Annotated in this window: 20 protein-coding genes and 1 pseudogene; 15 read left to right on the top strand and 6 right to left on the bottom strand. The window is 65.3% G+C overall.

Going from position 1 to position 17845, the window contains the following annotated elements:
- Positions 1-48 precede the first annotated feature (48 nt).
- The 4 genes from HFK18_RS17145 to HFK18_RS17130 are packed head-to-tail and all read left to right on the top strand — an operon-like array spanning position 49 to position 2106.
- A complete protein-coding gene (locus HFK18_RS17145; RefSeq protein WP_180167166.1) occupies positions 49-978 on the top strand; it encodes a LysR substrate-binding domain-containing protein in 930 nt (309 codons plus the stop codon).
- Positions 975-1436, top strand: a complete 462-nt coding sequence (locus tag HFK18_RS17140; RefSeq protein ID WP_180167165.1) for a helix-turn-helix transcriptional regulator — start codon at positions 975-977, stop codon at positions 1434-1436. Before HFK18_RS17145 ends, HFK18_RS17140 begins: the two co-directional genes overlap by 4 nt.
- An 11-nt stretch (positions 1437-1447) precedes the next feature.
- Complete coding sequence (locus tag HFK18_RS17135; RefSeq protein WP_180167164.1) at positions 1448-1879, top strand: VOC family protein; 432 nt, start codon at positions 1448-1450, stop codon at positions 1877-1879.
- Positions 1876-2106 carry a hypothetical protein gene (locus HFK18_RS17130; RefSeq protein WP_180167163.1) on the top strand — a complete coding sequence of 77 codons (231 nt, stop codon included), beginning with the start codon at positions 1876-1878 and terminating at the stop codon, positions 2104-2106. Before HFK18_RS17135 ends, HFK18_RS17130 begins: the two co-directional genes overlap by 4 nt.
- 83 nt (positions 2107-2189) lie before the next feature.
- Here the strand turns inward: HFK18_RS17130 and HFK18_RS17125 are convergent, their stop codons facing one another.
- A complete protein-coding gene (locus HFK18_RS17125; RefSeq protein ID WP_180167162.1) occupies positions 2190-2930 on the bottom strand; it encodes a DNA/RNA non-specific endonuclease in 741 nt (246 codons plus the stop codon).
- A 457-nt stretch (positions 2931-3387) separates the two neighbouring features.
- Between HFK18_RS17125 and HFK18_RS17120 the strand changes: the two genes are divergently transcribed.
- The 3 genes from HFK18_RS17120 to HFK18_RS17110 all read left to right on the top strand — a co-directional run bounded on the left by HFK18_RS17120 (position 3388) and on the right by HFK18_RS17110 (position 5427).
- Positions 3388-3735, top strand: a complete 348-nt coding sequence (locus tag HFK18_RS17120; RefSeq protein ID WP_180167161.1) for a hypothetical protein — start codon at positions 3388-3390, stop codon at positions 3733-3735.
- Positions 3736-3857: 122 nt separating this feature from the next.
- Positions 3858-4622: a DUF72 domain-containing protein gene (locus HFK18_RS17115; protein ID WP_180167160.1), complete on the top strand. Its 765-nt coding sequence runs from the start codon at positions 3858-3860 to the stop codon at positions 4620-4622.
- Positions 4615-5427, top strand: a complete 813-nt coding sequence (locus HFK18_RS17110; RefSeq protein ID WP_180167159.1) for a DNA-formamidopyrimidine glycosylase family protein — start codon at positions 4615-4617, stop codon at positions 5425-5427. Before HFK18_RS17115 ends, HFK18_RS17110 begins: the two co-directional genes overlap by 8 nt.
- A gap of 210 nt (positions 5428-5637) precedes the next feature.
- Here the strand turns inward: HFK18_RS17110 and HFK18_RS17105 are convergent, their stop codons facing one another.
- The 3 genes from HFK18_RS17105 to HFK18_RS17095 form a co-directional block, all read right to left on the bottom strand.
- Positions 5638-6135: a ferritin-like domain-containing protein gene (locus HFK18_RS17105; protein ID WP_180167158.1), complete on the bottom strand. Its 498-nt coding sequence runs from the start codon at positions 6133-6135 to the stop codon at positions 5638-5640.
- A gap of 146 nt (positions 6136-6281) precedes the next feature.
- The gene (locus HFK18_RS17100) at positions 6282-6581 is read right to left on the bottom strand and encodes a hypothetical protein (RefSeq protein ID WP_180167157.1); all 300 of its coding nucleotides are present in this window, start codon (positions 6579-6581) and stop codon (positions 6282-6284) included.
- Positions 6582-6763: 182 nt separating this feature from the next.
- On the bottom strand, positions 6764-7003 hold the full coding sequence (locus HFK18_RS17095) for a hypothetical protein (protein ID WP_180167156.1): 240 nt from the start codon (positions 7001-7003) through the stop codon (positions 6764-6766).
- Positions 7004-7249: 246 nt separating this feature from the next.
- On the opposite strand from HFK18_RS17095, the gene HFK18_RS17090 reads away from it, so the two are divergent.
- From HFK18_RS17090 to HFK18_RS17070, 5 genes are all read left to right on the top strand, one after another.
- Complete coding sequence (locus HFK18_RS17090) at positions 7250-7783, top strand: sugar dehydrogenase complex small subunit (protein ID WP_180167155.1); 534 nt, start codon at positions 7250-7252, stop codon at positions 7781-7783.
- Positions 7784-7828: 45 nt separating this feature from the next.
- Positions 7829-9469 carry a GMC family oxidoreductase gene (locus HFK18_RS17085; RefSeq protein ID WP_100552570.1) on the top strand — a complete coding sequence of 547 codons (1641 nt, stop codon included), beginning with the start codon at positions 7829-7831 and terminating at the stop codon, positions 9467-9469.
- Positions 9466-10866, top strand: coding sequence for a cytochrome c (locus HFK18_RS17080; RefSeq protein ID WP_180167154.1), 1401 nt, complete (start codon positions 9466-9468; stop codon positions 10864-10866). Before HFK18_RS17085 ends, HFK18_RS17080 begins: the two co-directional genes overlap by 4 nt.
- Positions 10863-12134: a carbohydrate porin gene (locus tag HFK18_RS17075; RefSeq protein WP_180167153.1), complete on the top strand. Its 1272-nt coding sequence runs from the start codon at positions 10863-10865 to the stop codon at positions 12132-12134. Before HFK18_RS17080 ends, HFK18_RS17075 begins: the two co-directional genes overlap by 4 nt.
- A 125-nt stretch (positions 12135-12259) precedes the next feature.
- A complete protein-coding gene (locus HFK18_RS17070; RefSeq protein ID WP_180167152.1) occupies positions 12260-13834 on the top strand; it encodes a CocE/NonD family hydrolase in 1575 nt (524 codons plus the stop codon).
- A gap of 73 nt (positions 13835-13907) precedes the next feature.
- On the opposite strand, the gene HFK18_RS17065 is transcribed toward HFK18_RS17070, so the two are convergent.
- Positions 13908-14312: a hypothetical protein gene (locus HFK18_RS17065; protein WP_180167151.1), complete on the bottom strand. Its 405-nt coding sequence runs from the start codon at positions 14310-14312 to the stop codon at positions 13908-13910.
- Positions 14313-14508: 196 nt separating this feature from the next.
- Here HFK18_RS17065 and HFK18_RS17060 point away from each other — a divergent pair, with 196 nt between their 5' ends.
- From HFK18_RS17060 to HFK18_RS21965, 3 genes and pseudogenes are all read left to right on the top strand, one after another.
- Positions 14509-14667: a hypothetical protein gene (locus HFK18_RS17060; protein ID WP_165787226.1), complete on the top strand. Its 159-nt coding sequence runs from the start codon at positions 14509-14511 to the stop codon at positions 14665-14667.
- Positions 14636-15682: a retropepsin-like aspartic protease gene (locus tag HFK18_RS17055; protein WP_180167150.1), complete on the top strand. Its 1047-nt coding sequence runs from the start codon at positions 14636-14638 to the stop codon at positions 15680-15682. The genes HFK18_RS17060 and HFK18_RS17055 overlap by 32 nt, the downstream gene beginning before the upstream one ends.
- An 82-nt stretch (positions 15683-15764) precedes the next feature.
- Positions 15765-16100: pseudogene (locus HFK18_RS21965) on the top strand (GFA family protein); the annotation flags it as partial.
- Between the two features lie 19 nt (positions 16101-16119).
- Here the strand turns inward: HFK18_RS21965 and HFK18_RS17050 are convergent.
- Positions 16120-17844, bottom strand: a complete 1725-nt coding sequence (locus HFK18_RS17050) for a fatty acid--CoA ligase (RefSeq protein ID WP_180167149.1) — start codon at positions 17842-17844, stop codon at positions 16120-16122.
- Position 17845: the final 1 nt, after the last annotated feature.

The raw sequence follows: 17845 nt of genomic DNA, 5'->3' as shown, positions 1-17845 counted from the left end.
TGGGGGGATTGACCACGCGGATATCACGGCTCAGGCTAAGCCACACTTATGGTCGCCCAACGCCACCTTCCGTCGCTCGTTGCCATCCGCGCCTTCGAGGCCGCGGCGCGGCTGGGCAGCTTTGCGCGTGCAGCGGAAGAACTGGACACCACGGCGGCATCGGTCAGTTATCACGTCCGGCGGCTGGAAGAGCAGACCGGTGCACGGCTGTTCCTGCGCCACGCCCAGCACGTCGAACTGACCGAGGCCGGTGCCAGCGTCGCAAAGGAGGCTACCCGCGCCTTCGACGGCCTGCGTGCCAGCTTCATGCGAGCCGCCGACATGGATGCCTCCCGCCTGCGCCTGACCACGCTGCCCACGCTGGGCACCAGTTGGCTGACGCCGCGACTGGGAGGCTTCCGGGCCCGGCATCCGCAGCAGGTTCTGGAGCTTGATCTGTCGGCGGAGCCGCAGGACCTGGCAGGCGGGCGCTTCGATGCGGCCATCCGCAACGGTCACGGCGACTGGCCGGGGCTGCACGCAGTGGAGCTGTTCCCCAGCGTGTTCACGCCACTGTGCGCGCCCGCGCTGCTTGAAGCTGCCACCGGCCTGGGCGGGGCGCGGCTGCCGGAGGTGCCGTTGCTAGGTCGTCCCGATTGGTGGGCAGTGTGGTTCCTGGCCTTTGGCCAGACTCGGGCACCACCAGCACAGAGCTTCTTCACGAACTTCGCCGTCGAGCATCTGGATATCGCCGCAGCGATCGCCGGCCAAGGAATTGCCATCGGCTCGCCGATCCTCTTTCAGGCCGAACTGGATGCCGGACGCTTGGTGCAGGCGCACCCCGGCGTGGTCAGCGACGGCCGCAGCTTCTGGTTTGTTAGCCCCGCAGCACGCAGCAGCGCACCGAAAGTCGCGCACTTCCGTGAGTGGCTGTGCACCGAGGCAGCGGCGGCCCGGCATGCTGCACGATCCCTGCTGCGCAGGGTGGCCACGCCATGACCCAGACCCCGGAACTGCTGCGCCGCCTGCTGCGTGCAAAAGACCACATGGACCGGGCCAGCCATGAAAACTGGCCGGTGGCACGGCTGGCACAGGTCAGTGCGGTCTCCACGGCCCATTTCGCGCGTTCCTTCAAGGACGCCTTCGGGATGCCGCCGCACCGCTACCTGCTCAGTCGGCGCATCGAGCGCGCGGTCGCTCTGCTGCGCGATACCGACCTGCCGATCACTGAGATCGCACTGCAGACCGGCTGGACCAGCCTGGGCACCTTCGGCCGGATCTTCCGCGATATCACCGGCAACAGCCCCGGCGCCGTCCGCGACAGTGAGCGCGCCCGTGCTCCGGTGCAGGGCCCGGTACCGGAATGTCATGCGCGCGCCGCGCAGCGCCCGGACCTGAACATCGCAGTTTTGGAGAAGCGCCGCCGCAGCGGCCTTGTTAGCGTAGATCCCACCTGAGGGAGGATCCTATGACTGGCATGGTGAATGTGGTCGGCCTGTATGTGCATGACCAGGATGCAGCGCTCGATTTCTACGTCAACAAACTCGGCTTCCAGGTGCACACCGACGTGGGCAGCGGCGACTATCGCTGGCTGACGGTGCATTCGGGCGACGAGGTCGGTTTCCAGCTCGGGCTGTTCAAGCCGGGGCCGCCCGTGCACGACGCAGCCACTGCGCTGACCCTGCAGCAGATGGTGGCCAAGGGCGCGATGCCGCCGCTGGTGTTGGCAGTGGATGATTGCCGGGCCAGCTACAAACAACTGCAGGCCCGTGGCGTGGAATTCACCCAGGAGCCGGTGGAGCGTTACGGTGCGGTGGATGCCGGGTTCCGTGATCCGTCCGGCAATGGCTGGAAGATGATCGAGCGTCCCGTGAAGCCTGCCGGGAGGACGCCGCAATGAGGGCCGGTGGCTGGGCGCGTCCGGTGCACCGGTGGACCTCGATCGTCTTCACCCTGGCGGTGATCGCCAACTTCGTGGCGCGCGGGATGGGGCAGGGCGAGCCCCCGGCGTGGATCACGTACTCGCCGCTGCCGCCGTTGTTCCTGCAGTTGTTCACCGGGCTGTATCTGTTTGCGCTGTATTACCGGCGCGCAGCTCTCGGTTCGCGCGCCGAGGCGGCACCTTGAGGCTGCCCAGCAGAGGATCACCCAGGCTGAGCCGGCGGGCGTGATGGGCCCGCCGGAGCGCACTCCGTCGGGCCGTTGGGTGCTCAGCTCAGATCGCAACTGCTGGGCAGTGGCCAGCTGGCGCTGGGCAGCATGTTCTTCAGCGACGCCGGTGCGTTGATCGCCACGTAGCTGGCGCCCAGCAACTCCTCCAGATCCGCGATGGTGACCAGATAGCTGTCCAGGCTGCCCAGTCCCGTTTCATTGGGAATGATCCAGCTGATGGCCTTGGCGGTGCCGGTGTTCGGATCCTTGGTGATGATCGTCTTCCAGAAGAATTCCGGGGTCGGAATGCCATGGCTGGACAAGAAATAGTCATTCGATGCATCGCCATAGACGACGCCACCATAGACGTCGACCGGGGCAATGTCCCGATAGCACTCCGCCACGTTCTCGGCCTTGACCCAGATGCCCTGGTTGAAGCTGGACACCTGCGGCACGATGTTGGTCATGTAGTTGGCGCGACGGATGTAGGTGGTGTCGTAGTCCATGTGGTTGGACGTCACCAGATGGCCGCGGTCATAGCCGGACTGCACGCTGGCATAGGAGGCGGTGCTGGTCTGGCCGAGGCAGCCGGCCGGCAGGTCCGGGTCCTTGTAGAAGCTGGACGGGCGGGCGGCCGAGCCGGTGTCGGCCACCAGTGTGTATTCGTATCGGGTCGCGCTGTGGATGCTGCAGTCATAGGTCAATACGAATCCGCCCTTGTTGAGGGTCACGACCTGGGCGTGTGCGGCACCGGCAAAGCTGCTGAAAACAAGGGCAAAGAAGAACGTGGCAAGGCGCATTGCGGATCTCCATGGGTATGGGCAAGGCGCAGCCGTCCACCACGGCAGGCCAGGCCTTTCCGTGTGAAGGACGATGCGGTGACAGGGACGGGGGACGCGATCCGGCCGTGGCCGGTATTGCCTGGAATCTCGACCGCTGCAGGGCGTTACGAACGCTGTCGCGGTGTCGCTAGCGTCATTTGTTGACGCCAGCTGGTCAACGAGCAAAGTGCGAAGATGTGACTGCGCGCAAGCACTGGGCTCCTGTCAGACCAGGGCGCCCATGCATGAAAAGAAGACCTGCTAATGGCGTGGCCGCTACCGGGGCATTGCGCGGCTGCAGGTGCCCGTCGGGGATTGCCGCGACGCATCACGGCAACGCTGCCAGCCGACCTGCACGCGGTATCCATGGCTTCTTGACGGCGCCTTGGCGCCGGGCGTGGATACTGCCGCCGTCGTTTGCCGAGGAGGATCGAAAATGGGTAGCGCCGAGACCGTCAAGACACTGCGCATCCTGCGTGTGGAGGTGATGCCGCTGGACTGCGGGGAAACCGCGGTGGTGGTGGAGCTGGCATCGGCCCCGGGCAGAGCGTGGGAGAAGGCGCTGAAACGCGTTCTCTCCGAGACCGACGGGCTCGAATCGGCGCAGTCGCGCTGCGATGGCCGCTTCGTCTACATCATCGGTATCGAGCCCGGTGGTCGCGGCACACTTCATCGCGTGAACCAGGTGATGGCCGCCACCCACGAACGCGTTGCGCCACGCAATGGACATTCCCTGGCAGCGCGGAAGCCGCCGAACGGCGGTATGGTGAGCGCCAGCCTCTGAGCAGCAAGGGTCGATGCCGGGCAGCGCCCCCTCGGTAGGCCGGCCACGCCCGGCGGCGTGCTTCACGCCGCAGCCGACGTGTATTCACCGCACTGCTACGGTCCCGCCATCACCGTAGCGCAATGGCACTTGAATCTCATGACCCACACTCGGCGCACCGTGTCGCCGTCGGCTGCGCAGGGTGGTCGCTGCCCACCGATGTCGCGCACATGTTCGGCACGGGCGACAGCGCGCTGCAGCGTTACGCATCGCGCTTTCCGATCGTGGAGATCAACTCGTCGTTCTACCGTCCACATCAGCCTGCCACCTACGCACGCTGGGCGGCGAGCGTGCCGGACGATTTCCGCTTCTCGGTGAAAATGCCGCAGGCGATCTCCCACGTCGCACGCTTGCGCGGCGCGGCGCCGTTGCTGGACCCCTTCCTGCGCGAGGTGGCGCATCTCGGTGATCGGCTGGGCGCGCTGTTGCTGCAGCTGCCACCCAGTCTGGCCTACGACGGCCGCACCGCGTCGGCGTTCTTCCGGGCCTTGCGTCGGCGTACCGCGACGCCCATGGCGTGCGAGCCCCGCCACCCCAGCTGGTTCGACGCAAAGGCCGATGCGCTGCTGGAAGACCATGACATTGCACGGGTCGCCGCCGATCCCGCGCGGGTTGCAGGGGCTGACCAGCCGGGCGGAGCCAGGCACTGGAGCTATTGGCGGTGGCACGGGCAGCCGCGGATCTACTACAGCGCGTACCAGCAGCCGGAGCTGTGCAGGCTGGCCGGCGCAGCAACGCAGGCCGCCGGGCCGGGCGGGGCCTGGGTCATCCTCGACAACACGGCACACGGCCATGCCGTTCCCGATGCACTGCAACTGCAGGCCCTGCTGGAGCAGCTTCATGCCTGAAGGTCCTTCCATCGTGCTGCTGCGCGAGGCCGCCGCCAAATTCAAAGGGAAGACGGTCCGCGAGGTCAGCGGCAACAGCACGCTCGACCTGGCCTGCCTGCAGGGCCGCCGGGTGCGGGCCGTGCGCAGCTGGGGCAAGCATTTCCTGCTGGAATTCAGCCACGTTACGCTGCGCATCCACCTGATGATGTTTGGCAGCTGGCGCATCGACGAGCGCAAGGAGACCCCAGCGCGGGTATCGCTGCGCTTCGACAACGGCGAACTGAACTTCTACACCTGCTCGGTAAAACTGATCGCGCAGCCGCTGGACGAGGTATACGACTGGCGCAGCGACGTGATGAGCGACCTGTGGGATCCCAGGCTCGCACGTCGTCGCCTGAAGTCGATGCCCGTTGTCCTGGTCTGCGACGCCCTGCTGGACCAGACGCTGTTCTCCGGCGTGGGCAACATCATCAAGAACGAGGTGCTGTTCCGCATCCGGGTCCATCCGGCCAACCATGTAGGCGATGTTCCGCCGCGCAAGCTTGCCGAACTGGTCAGGCAGGCCCGCGAATACAGTTTCGACTTCCTGGAATGGAAGCGCGGGTTCGAGCTGAAAAAGCACTGGCAGGTGCACACCCGGCGGACATGTCCCCGTTGTGGTGGTCTGGTCAGCAAGGTCCATATGGGTACCACGCATCGGCGGACCTTCTTCTGCCCGGTGTGCCAGATTGACTATCGAGTACTGCCGCTACCGCCAGCCGCGAAGAAGCGCACGCGGGCGAGGCCTGCAGCACAGCGCGGTGCCGGCAAGGCCGTGCGCTGAAACGCGGAGCGCAGGATCGGGCGGACGCGCCGTCCTGCTGCTCGTTGTGCGCGGTGCCGGCAATGAGACGATCAGCGCGCGATTGCTGGGCACCTCGGCAGTGCCTGCCAGTGAATGCCCGTGATATCAAGATGCATGCAACACCTTCCGGTAAGAGCGCGTCGGCCTCCGGGGAGCGACGCGCCGGCCGGATGTGCAGTGGACCTGCGCTTACCCGGCCTTCGCGGCTTTGGCGTTGCCGCCGCCACTGGCCAGCAGGGTCAGCTTCTGGTCGGTGGCCTTCTCTTCCTTCAGGGTTTCCAGAAGCAGGGGCACGGCGTCCTTGTATCCCAGCTGCATGGCCAGCGCGGCAATGGTGCCGTAGGAGGCGATTTCGTAGTGCTCCACCTTCTGTGCGCCGCCGATCAGCGCCGCATCGCGCACGGGGCCCTTGTCGATGCTGTCAATGGCCTCCTTGCCTTCTTCCACCAGCCCCTCCATTGCCGCACACTTGATGCGCTTCAGGCGGATCCCCAACAGCTCGACCACCTGGTCGATACGTTCGATCTGCCCCTGGGTCTCTTCCAGATGGGTCTCGAACGCAGCGGAGAGGTCAGGATTGTCAGCGGCGCGCGCCAGGCGGGGCAGTGCCTTGGTCAGCTGCTTCTCGGCACTGTGTATGTCGGAAAGTTCGTGGATGAACAGATCTTCAGCGGTCTTGATGGCCATGGTGTGCTCCGGAACGAAGGGAGACTTCACCGTAGCCGTGAGGCCGTAGGGATACGGGGTAGATGCAGTGAACGGCAGATGCCCAACGGGCGTGTGGTGCATGCATCCTGCTCACATCGCCGTGCTCCATCACGGGCAGCGCTGCATCAGCGCTCACCTGCGGCGACGGCGGGCCGCTCGGCCGCTGCGGCATGCCCGCCATCGGCAAAACGCGCGTTGCTGACCGCCTGGTGGGTCCCGCATCTCCCACAGGTGAGAAGCGTGCCACCCGCCACCCGCTTCAGGTCCGCGTCGGCACGGGACACGTGGTGGCATTGATTGCAGCGGAAGGTGATCGAGGTGATCCGGTCGAGGCCGCCGCGCGCGTCGGCCGCGTAATCCACTGAAAAGACGTAGAAGAGTCCGGTGTCAGGCATGTGGTAATCCTCTTGGGTCACCTTGAACATGCCACCGCACAGGCGTTGTTGGCGTGAATCCTGTCGGGGTCCAATTTCACATCGGGCTGCGTCAATCAGTCCAGGTCAGTCGCAGCGGAGGCGCCGGAATCACTGTTGTGGCAAAGGGGCGTTGGCCCATCGCAGGGACGTCCAGCGTGCCTGTCCGAGCCAAGCCGGCCACCCTTCTGGGCTCAGCGCTTTGCAGGAAACTCCGGCGGGACCTCCTTGCCGCTGCTGGCGCCGGTTCCTGACGACTGGTCCTGGGAGGCTGCGGTCCCGCTGCCACCACCGGGCACGTTGCGCGCAGGCGCGCTGCCGGTTGGTGCGGTTTGCCGAACCGCATCGGCATGCTGTGCCTTATCGGTCGGTTCGCTTTGATCGCAGGCCGACAATGACATCGTCGCCACGGCACACAGCAGCAGTACCCGCATGGCCACTCTCCAGAGTAGGAAAGCCCTTGTTTCTAGCCCTGAGGGCGTTGTGCGGGCGTGACGGGGCCCCTGCTTGCCGGCGGCAATCTGCTTGCGTTGATGCCGCAAAGCAGGGCACTTCGCCGTTCTGCGGCCGCTCCCGCTCACCCCGCGACGACGAGCAGGTGCGTTACAGTTTCACCCGTAGGTGCCCCCCGCGTCGCGGTCAGGGGCAGCCGAAGACGTGACGCATCAGGAGTCCACATCATGAGTGTTCCCGAGGGATTGGAAGGGAGTGGGCAAGGCCTGACGCGCAGAACCTTCCTGCTGGCGGTCGGCTCGGCTTCGTTGCTGGTGGCCTGCAACGGCAAGGTGCCAGCAACCGCTGCCAATGCCGCCCCTGCAAAGCCGGCGGACGGGCGCTTTCTGCAGTTGTCGCAGGCGCTGACGGGCAAGACCGATCTCGATCCGGCGACCGCCGGCCGCATCGAAGCCGCATTCGCTAAGCTGCATCCCGAGATGCACGCCCGGTTCCCGGCACTCGCGGCCAAGGCGCAACAGGCACAAGGCCCTGAAGCGCTGCTGGCGGCGGCGGGCGATGCCGGGCCCGCAGCGCTGGCCATCATCACCGCCTGGTACACCGGCAGCGTCGGCAAGGGCCCGCAGGCCATCACCGTTTCCTATCGCGACGCGCTGATGCAGCGCCCCGTGGACGACGGCCTGTTCCCGCCGACCTACGCACAAGGCGGCCCTGCATGGTGGACGGCTGAACCGCCGGCGGCGGTACGTGCGCACGGCTGAGCCTGCGCTTTCATCTCTTTCCCGTAATTGATCTGGATTCCCCTCATGAAAGCTCCGGTTTTCCGTGATGGCGACGCCGATGCCGATGTTGTGATCGTCGGCTCGGGCGTCGTCGGCGCATTGATCGCCCATCAGTTGGTTCGTGCCGGAAAATCGGTTCTGGTCCTCGAAGCGGGCCCGCGCCTGCATCGCTCCGACGTCGTCGAAAACTGGCGCAACGTCAGCTTCGAGCGACGCATCGGCAGCGACTTCCAGGGGCCGTATCCGCAGTCGCCGCTGGCCACCGCGCCGCTGTATTTCCCGGCCAACGACTACGTGGGTTTGACCGGCCCCGATGCCAGTAGCTTCCACCAGGGCTTCATCAAGGCCGTGGGTGGCACCACCTGGCACTGGGCCGCCTCCTGCTGGCGCCATCTGCCGGTGGATTTCAAGATGCAGTCCACCTATGGGGTAGGGCGCGACTGGCCGATCAGCTACGACGACATCGAGCCTTATTACTGCCGCGCGGAAGAGGCGATGGGTGTGTCCGGGCCGAACGACCCGGGCAAGCAGAGCCCCTCCGAACGGTCCAAGCCCTACCTCGCCGACATGATCCCCTGGGGCAACGGCGACAAGGTATTTGCCGAGGTGGTCAATCCGCACGGCTACAACCTGGTGCCCATTCCGCAGGGTCGCATGGTCACGCCGTGGAATGATCGGCCGGCCTGCTGCGGCAACAACAACTGCCAGCCGATCTGCCCGATCGGCGCGATGTACAACGGCATCCATACCATCGAAGCGGCCGAGAAACTGGGTGCGCAGGTGCTGGCCGAAGCAGTGGCCTACAGGATCGACACCGATGCGCAGAACCGGGTGACGGCCATTCACTGGTATGACAACAACAAGGTCAGCCACAAGGCCACCGGGCGCAGCTTCGTGATTGCATGCAACGCGCTGGAGACGCCGCGACTGCTGCTGCTTGCCGCCAACGAGCAGAACCCCAACGGCATCGCCAACAGTTCCGACCAGGTCGGGCGCAACATGCTCGATCACTCCGGGTTCCACTGCTCGTTCATCGCCGATCGCCCGATCTGGCTGGGACGCGGACCGGCGCAGTCCAGCTGCATGGTCGGTCCGCGCGACGGTGCCTTCCGCTCGCAGTACTCGGCCACCAAGATCATCCTCAACAACATCAGCCGCGTGGCGATCGCCACCGACCAGGCGCTGAAGAAAGGCTTGGTTGGCGACGCGCTGGATGCAGAAATCCGCCGTCGCGCGATCTTCGGCGTCGATCTTTCGATCAGCCTGGAACCCTTGCCGGACCCGAGCAATCGGCTGACGCTGTCGAAGACACGGGTCGATGGCCATGGCCTGGCTTGCCCGGACATCCACTACTCGCTGGGCGACTACGCCCGCAAGGGCTATGACGAGTCCTGCAAACAGCTGCGGCATATCGGCTCGCTGTTCAACGCCGAGGAATTCGTCATCACCACGGCGCTCAACGCCAACAACCACATCATGGGCTCGACCATCATGGGCGCTGACCCGCGCGATTCGGTGGTCGATGGCAATTGCCGAGCGCACGACCACCCGAACCTGTGGCTGCCTGGCGGTGGCCCGATGGTGTCGGCCAGCGTGGTCAACAGCACCTTGACCATGGCCGCACTGGCATTGCGGGCTGCAGATGCCATCGAGCGTGCGGCATGAAGACCTTCGTCTCCGCTCTGATGGTGCTGATGCTGGCCGCAGCCAGCCAATCCGCGCGCGCAGACGAGGTCGCCGAACGTGGGCGCTACCTCTCGGTTGCCGCAGACTGCGTGGCGTGCCACACCAGCCCGAAACAGGGCAAACCCTACGCCGGCGGCTACGCGATTGCGTCCCCGCTGGGTGAGATCTGGGCCAGCAACATCACGCCCTCCAAGAGCCATGGCATCGGTCTCTACAGCGAAGATGACTTCGCCAAGGCGGTACGTGAAGGCGTGCGCAAGGATGGCGCTCATCTGTATCCGGCGATGCCCTATACCTCGTATGCCAAGCTGACCGACGAGGACATCCACGCGCTGTATACCTACTTCATGAAGGACGTGGCGCCGGTCGACGAGGAAGCGCACGCGACCGAACTGCCGTTCCCCTTCAGCATCCGCCAGTCCATGGCGGTGTGGAACCTGCTGTTCCTGGACAAGGAGACGTTCAAGCCCGATGCGGGCAAGAGTGCGCAATGGAATCGCGGCGCCTATCTGGTGGAAGGCTTGGCACATTGCTCGAGCTGCCACAGCCCGCGCGGGCTGATGATGCAGGAAGTGGGCGGCAAGGCCTTTGCCGGCGGATCGCTGGGGGACTGGTACGCACCCAACATCACCTCCCATCCCACCAGCGGTATCGGCGGTTGGAGCGACGCCGAGTTGGCGCAGTACCTGAAGACCGGCCGCGTTGCCGGCAAGGCGCAGGCCGGTGGCGGCATGGCAGAAGCGGTGAGCAACAGCCTGTCCAAGCTGCAGGACGAGGATATCGCCGCGATCGTTGCTTACCTGCGCACGGTGCCGGCCGTGGCCGACCCTGACGCCACGCGGGCCGCCTTTGCCTGGGGCGATGCCGCCGCTACGCCGGGCGAGCAACCGGTACGCGGCACGGGTGCGGCATTGGCATCGGGCGGAGTGCTGTATTCGGGCCTGTGCGCAAGCTGCCATGGATCGCGGGGCGAGGGCAGCAGGGACGGGTACTACCCCTCCCTGGTGCACAACACTACCGTCGGCATGACCCGTCCGCAGAACCTGATCGCCACCATCATCGGCGGCGTTGACCGCGACGTGCAGGGCGAACACGCGTTGATGCCGCACTTCTCGAAGGGTTCGTTCGTACAGGACCTGAGTGACGCCGATATCGCAGCGGTGGCGACCTACGTGCGCACGCAGTTCGGGCCGGGTGATCAGGTCACCGAGGCGCAGGTCGCACTGACCCGCGCCGGCGGCGAGAAGCCATTGCTGGCGAAGATCGCACGGCTGTGGCTGCCGATGCTCATCGTTGCCGTGCTGGCGCTGGTCGGCGTCGTGCTGCTGGTGCGGCGCGCCTGGAAGAAGCGCAAGGACAGGAGGGCCGCAGCATGAAGCTGCTCTCCTTGAACGGCCTCGGCCTGCTCCTGCTCGTGGCCAATGGCCCGGTGTCGGCCGCCGAAGCGAGTGCCACCGCCAAGCCCAAACCGGTCGACAGCATCGTGCAGACGCCGCTGAGTGCGGATTGGGCCGCGCGCCTCTGGCTGCAGGACCGTGGTGTAACCCCCAGCGCACGCATCGTGATCGGCAGCGGCGTCAACAGCGACGGTTACAAGGGTAGTGGTTGGTCCACCGCCGAACACATCGATCTGGGCGCGACGATCGATACCGGCAAAGCACTCGGCTTCGACGGTACGCTGCGCGTGGTGTTCTCCGACCGCTTCGGCAACGCCATCAACGAGCGGTCCACCGGTTCCTATATCCAGAACCAGGCCTTCTATGGCCAGGGCCAGAACCTGCGTTTCAACGAGCTCTCCTACGAGCGGCTGCTGCTGGACAAGCGGCTGAGCCTGAAAGGGGGCTTCTACTCGATGGGCAACGACTTCGGTGGCTTGCCCTACACCTGCAACTTCAACAACAACGGCCAATGCGGGCATCCGCTGGGCCCGATCTACAGTTCCGGGTGGCTGGACAACCCCACGGGCCAATGGGGCCTGCGGGTGAAGTGGAACGATCCCGCGGGCTGGTACGCGCAGGCCGGCATCTACGACGTCAATCCAACGCGCAAGCAGGCCAACAGTGGCTTCCGTGTTTCGACGAGGGGAAAGACCGGTCTGTTCCTGCCCGTGGAAGTGGGCTACAGCCATGGCAAGTCCGGCGAGGACTATGGCGGCACCTACAAGGTCGGCTACTACCTGGACACCTCCAACGCCGATGACATCGGTAATCCGGCCGCACCTCGCGCCTCGCATCGCAGCGGTTCGTACGTGCAGGCCGCGCAGCGCGTGTGGAAGCCCGAGGGCGATACGGTGCGCGGCATCTCGGTGTTCGGCGTGGCCACCCGTGCCGATGCAAAGACAGGGCTGATGCGCTACTCGTGGGAAGCGGGCGTGAGCTGGCGCGGCGTGATCGCGTCGCGCGAAGATGATGTGCTCAGCCTAGCCTGGAACCGGCTGGATATCTCCGACCGGCTCGCACGGCACCAGCAGCTGACCGGAAAGGATGTGCAGAGCAACGAGCAGTTCGTCGAACTGAACTACGGCGTGCAGGTCGCCCCGTGGCTGGTACTGCGGCCGGCGGTGCAGTACGTGGCACGTCCCGGCGCCTATGCCAGCCGACCCGACAGCTGGGTATTCACCCTGCAGGCGCAGGCGACGCTGTAGGCGCATTCAGGCCCGCGGCGTGGGGTGGCAGGGCCGCCGCCCCATGTTGCGGCGCAAGGTGTCAGCCACCATTCGCACTGGTACGGTCCAACCCGTTGCACCACAAACGACGGGGAGAGACGACGATGCGCAAGGTATTGCTGCTGTTGATCCTGCTGACCGGACTGGCGCCCACCGCCTGGGCCGCCACGGTCAAGACCACCCACCGCACCGTTCCCAGCTGGGATGGCACACCCCTCGGGGTCTTTGTCATCGAGCCCCAAGACGCGGGTGGCGACAAGTACCCGCTGCTGGTGATGCCCAGCAGCTGGGCCGTTCCCAGCGTGGAGTACGTAGGGGTCGCACAGTCGCTGGCCAAACGCGGCTACGTGGTCATCAGCTACAGCTCGCGCGGCTTCTGGGAGTCCGGCGGGGCCATCGACATCGCCGGGCCCGCGACGGTCGAGGATGTCAGCGCATTGATCGACTGGGCGCTGGACAACACCCGGGCCGACCCGGCGCGGATCGGCGTCTCGGGCATCTCCTACGGCGCCGGCACCAGCCTGCTGGCGGCGGCACGCGATCCCCGCATCAAGGCAGTGGCCGCCCTCAGCGGATGGGCCGACCTGCAGGCGTCGCTGTACTCCAACGACACCCCCAGTGCACAGGGAATCGCGCTGCTGGTGGCCGCCGGCCTGGTCACCGGCCGCCCCGGGTCCGAACTGGCCACGATCAACCGCAACGTCGTGGTCGGCAACTATCAGGGCGCCGTGGAATCGCTGTTGCCGGTGGCCGCGATCCGCAGCCCCGCTGCGAGCATCAACGAGATCAACGCCAACCAGCCGGCCGTATTCCTGGCAAACGCCTTCAACGACAGCCTGTTTCCGCCGGGTCAGCTGGTGGACTTCTTCAACCAGCTGAAAGGCCCCAAGCAGCTGCAGCTGCGCCATGGCGACCACGCCCTCAACGAGGCCCTGGGCGCTCTGGGCATTCCCAACGAGGTCTATGACTCGGTGGGCGACTGGTTCGATCATTACCTCAAGGGCGTGACCAACGGCATCGACCGCGAGCCGGCGGTGCAGCTGAAGTCACAGAAGGGCAGCTGGAACACCTACCCGAACTGGCAGGCCACCAACAGTGGCGCGGTCAGCTACGCGTTGACCGCACCCGGTGGCCTGCTTCTGCCCACCGGAGGCCTGGCTGAAAACGGGCGCAGCAATGGCTGGAATTACCGCATCGGCAGTGGCCTGCCTACCGCCGCCAATTCCGGCGTGGCGATGGTGTCGGGCTCGCTGCAGATGATCAACCTTCCGCCGGGTGCATACGTGCCTTTCATCGGGCGCAACGCTGCAGGCGTCTGGCAGGGGCCGATCTACTGGAACGCACGCCGCCTGGACGGTGCGCCGGAAGTGCGCGTGACCGTCACTCCCAGCCGCGCCAACACCACGCTGTATGCCTACCTGTACGCGGAAGATGTGCTGGGCAATGGCCAGCTGATCAGCCACAAGCCGTACACCCTGCGCGGCGTTGCGCCGGGCCAGGCGACCACCCTCGATCTTCGGTTGGAAGCGAGCAGTTGGAACATCCCCGCCGGCAGTCGCCTCACGCTGGTGGTCGATACGGTGGACCTGCGTTATGCAGGCATCAGCCAGTTGGGCGGGGCGGTGACCTTCAGTTCGCCGACGTCCGCGCCATCGGTGCTGAAGGTGCCGTTGCATTGAATCCATGCCGCGCCCGCGGTTGCGGGCGCGGCCGTTCCGTGGGCACACCGGCGGCAGATGCCGCGTGGCGTCCTCAGAGCTTGCCGGCCACCCGGTAGCGGGAGACACCCTGTTCGATCAGCATCTGCAGTTCGTGCAGCAATGCTGGATCCCAGGCATCGAAGTTGAAGCAGGACTTCCCCTGCATATGCTTCTTCAGGGCCGGGCTGATGCCGGCCAACAGCTCGGGGAAGGTGTAGATGGGCATGAAGTGGAATGAATGCCTGCGACCGGACACCTTCACCGCGCCGAAGAACTGAGCCTTGCCCTTGGCATCCACGTTCCTGCAATTGGCGTAGAAGTGATCGCCATCATCGTGTATCACCAGAAGGTCGGCCTGGTAGGGAAGCAGCAGCTCCCGCAGGGCGACGAACAGGTTGGGCGACGGGCCCTCCATCGCACGATACGACGCGGCGGCAGCTACACGTGGTTTCTTCATGGACGTCGGCCCGGAGGGGAGAGCAGCGGCGACAGCGTGCGTTGGGTCTGCCGCGCCAGCCTACCATGGGCCATTAAGCCGACCTCGGCACGGCCCTTGGTGGCTTCGGCCGAGACCGGCAGATGGCTATGGACTTATGGCCACCAGCACCTGACCATGGCGCTCCAAGAATGACCCTTCGCACCCTGGCAGCTCGATGAAAACACTGGCCCTGATCGCACTTTCCCTCTCCATCTGCATCAGCCTGACTGGCTGCATTGCGCCGTTTCGGGTAAAGGCGCGCGAGTTTGCGGCTGCCGACGTGCCGTCGCCAGAAAAGCGCGATGCGCCCGTTCCGTCAGCGCCACCGCAGTAACACCCCATCGTTCGGCATCACCCGCAGTATCGGCATCGATTTAAACCCTTTCCGCATTGGTGGCATCCATCAGGTGCCACGCTACCACCGCCAAACGAAAGGGAAGTCGCCCGTGCCTGGAATCCCGCATGTACTTCTGGTTGCCGCCATCGCTTGTGCCACTTCAGGCGCGAGTGCCGGCGCCAATGCCACGCCCGTGGCTATCCCGTTCGAGCAGGACAAGGACCACCGGATCTACGTCCGCGGCAGCGTCAACAGGTCCGAGTCCTTGCGATTCCTGGTGGACACCGGCGCGGACGGATTGGCCATATCGCGCGCCATCGTGCCGAAGGCATCGGTGGTCATCGATGATCGCACGGAGAACACGGGTTCAGACGGCGTCACCACGATGGACTACAGCACGCGCAACGACGTGGAGATCGGCGGGCTGCACACGCGCATGGGCGCGGTAGTGGTCGACTACAGCAACCGTCCCTTTGATGCGGTTCTGGGATGGAAGTTCTTTGAAGGGAAGGTGGTCGAGATCGATTACGACCGGCAGCAGTTGCTCGTCCATCGTAGCCTGCCGGATGTAACCGGCTACACCCGCGCCAACGTCCGCTGGATCGACAATACGCCCGCAATCGAAGTCACGCTCGGCAATGGCGACGCCATCTTCAAGCCGTGGCTGGCACTGGATACGGGAAGCAACGGCAGCATCGATCTCAGCCATGCGTACAGCTCGCGCCATGGGCTGATGGAGGTGTTCACCCAGAAAGTGGGAACGTCCCGTTTCACCGGCAGCGCAGGCAATGTCATTCGCGCCGTGGATGTGCGCGTCCCGTCTGCAAGCATCCAGGGGTTGGCCATCGGCAACGCCGCTGCGTCGTTTCCAATCGACGATGACGCCTCTACTGGCGACGGCACGCTCGGCGCGGGTGTTCTCCGGCAGTTCAACATGCTGCTGGACATGAAGACCGGGGAGGTCTATCTGCGACGGAACCAGTACATTGGTGTGGACCCGGCCGGGAAGTAGGGGCTTCAGCACCGACAGCCTCTTGTGAAGGACGAGCGGTAACAGCACACTCCTCGCCAGCCACTCCCTTCAGGAAGCGTCCATGTCCCTTCGCATCACCTGCCTGTGCGGCGCAAATACCATGGAACTGCATGGCCGTCCTGCTGCGCAGGCGAACTGCCACTGCGCCACCTGCAGGGATTTCTACGGCGTTGCAATGCTTTCGGCCACCGCATGGGCGGCCGAATCGGTGAGCGTTTCAGGGGCGGAGAATGCGCGTTTCCAGCACCCGGCCAAGCAGCTTTGCAAGACCTTCTGCCTGAACTGCGGTGAGGTGCTGTTTGGCACCAATCGCCTGGGCATGCGCGTGGTTCCCAACGCTCTTGTTGCGCGAGCTGCCGAGGGCGTGCTGGGTGCAGCGTTTGCGCCAACGATGCACCTGTTCTACCGGGAGCGTGTCATCGACGTTGCAGATGCGCTGCCGAAGTACCTCGATGGGTGGGATGGTCCGCTTCATGTGAGCCCGGGCCACCAGCAGCTACCTCCGGATCATGCAGCCCACGCAGCTTCTTCTTGTTGATCTTGCCCACGCTGGTGCGTTCCAGCGAATCCACGAAGCTGACGCGGTCGGGGATCGCGTAGCGGGAGATGTCGCCTGAGCGGCTGCGTGCTGCGACCAGTTCGATGATCTCTGCTTCGGTCACATCGCTGCCGGGCTGCCGGACCACCAGCGGCAGCGGTCGCTCACCCCATTTCGTATCGCTGATGCCGATCACGGCGACCTCGTTGACCGCAGGATGCAGGGCGATGATGTCCTCCAGGGCGAGCGAGGAGATCCATTCGCCGCCGGTCTTGATCACATCCTTGATGCGGTCGGCCACGCGCAGGTAGCCGCCGCCATCGATGTTGCCGATGTCCCCGGTATGCAGGTAACCGCCCGCCCACAACGCCGTTGAAGCGTCCGGGTTGTGCAGATAACCCTGGGTGAGCCAGGGCGTGCGGGCCACCACTTCGCCGGTAGCGACGCCATCGTGGGCAACGTCGTTCATGTCTTCGTCCACGATGCGCAGATCCACCAATGGCACCGGGATGCCGGCCTTGGTACGCAGCGACAGCTCCTCATCCGGGTCGTCCAGGGCGTGCGCATCGATCTGCGCGATGGTGAGCAGGGGGCAGGTCTCGGACATGCCGTAGCCGCCGAAGATGTCGATGCCACGGGCCAGTGCCTGCTGCGCCAGTGCCCGCGGCAGTGCCGCACCACCGATGATCACCTTCCAGCTGCGCAGATCGGTATCGGCCGCCGTGGCATCGCCCAGCAGCATATGCAGGATGGTCGGCACGCAGTGCGAGAACGTCACCTTCTCGCGGGCGATCAGCGCCAGCAGCTTGGCCGGTAGATACCGTCCGGGGTAGACCTGCTTGATGCCCAGCAGCGTAGCCACGTACGGCATGCCCCAGGCGTGGACATGGAACATCGGGGTGATCGGCATGTAGACGTCGTCGCGGTGCAGGCGCCCCTGGCTGGACGCGCTGCCGAGTGCGGCCATCGCCGCAAGCGAGTGCAGCACCAGTTGCCGATGGCTGAAATACACGCCTTTGGGCAGGCCCGTGGTGCCGGTCGTATAGAACGTCGTGGCGCGGGTGTTCTCGTCGAAGTCCGGGAAGCACGTTATGGGCGTGGCCTCGCGCAGTCCGGCTTCATACTCGGTCACGAAACCCGTTGGCAGCGGGCCAACCTCATCGGCCAGCAGAATGCGCGTGCGCAGATCCGGCAACTGTTCGTCGATGGCTTCCAGCACCGGCAGGAATTCGCGGTTGGCCAGGAGTAACCGCGCGCCGCTGTGATTGAGCGTATAGGCAATCTGCTCAGGCGCCAGGCGGATGTTCACCATCATCAGCACCGCTCCGATCATCGGCACGGCGAAGTAACTCTCCAGGTAGCGGTTGCTGTCCCAGTCCATCACTGCCACCGTATCGCCGCGCTTGACCCCCAGCGAGGTCAGCAACCCGGCCAACTGGCCGATGCGCGTCTGAAGCGTGCGGTAGTCGAAGCGGACCTTGTCGCCGTAGACGATTTCCTGCTGTGGACGCACTGCCAGCGGCGTCAGCAGCAACTGCTTGATCAACAGGGGAAAGGCGTTGGCCTCGGCAGCGGGCGTGTCTGTAGCGGTGGCGGACGACATG

Origin of the sequence: Stenotrophomonas sp. SbOxS2 (genome assembly GCF_013416715.1) — a bacterium.
In the GTDB taxonomy this organism is placed as follows: Bacteria; Pseudomonadota; Gammaproteobacteria; order Xanthomonadales; family Xanthomonadaceae; genus Stenotrophomonas; species Stenotrophomonas lactitubi.
Note: the sequence above shows the minus strand (reverse complement) of the source record. Positions and strands in the feature narration are given on the sequence as shown.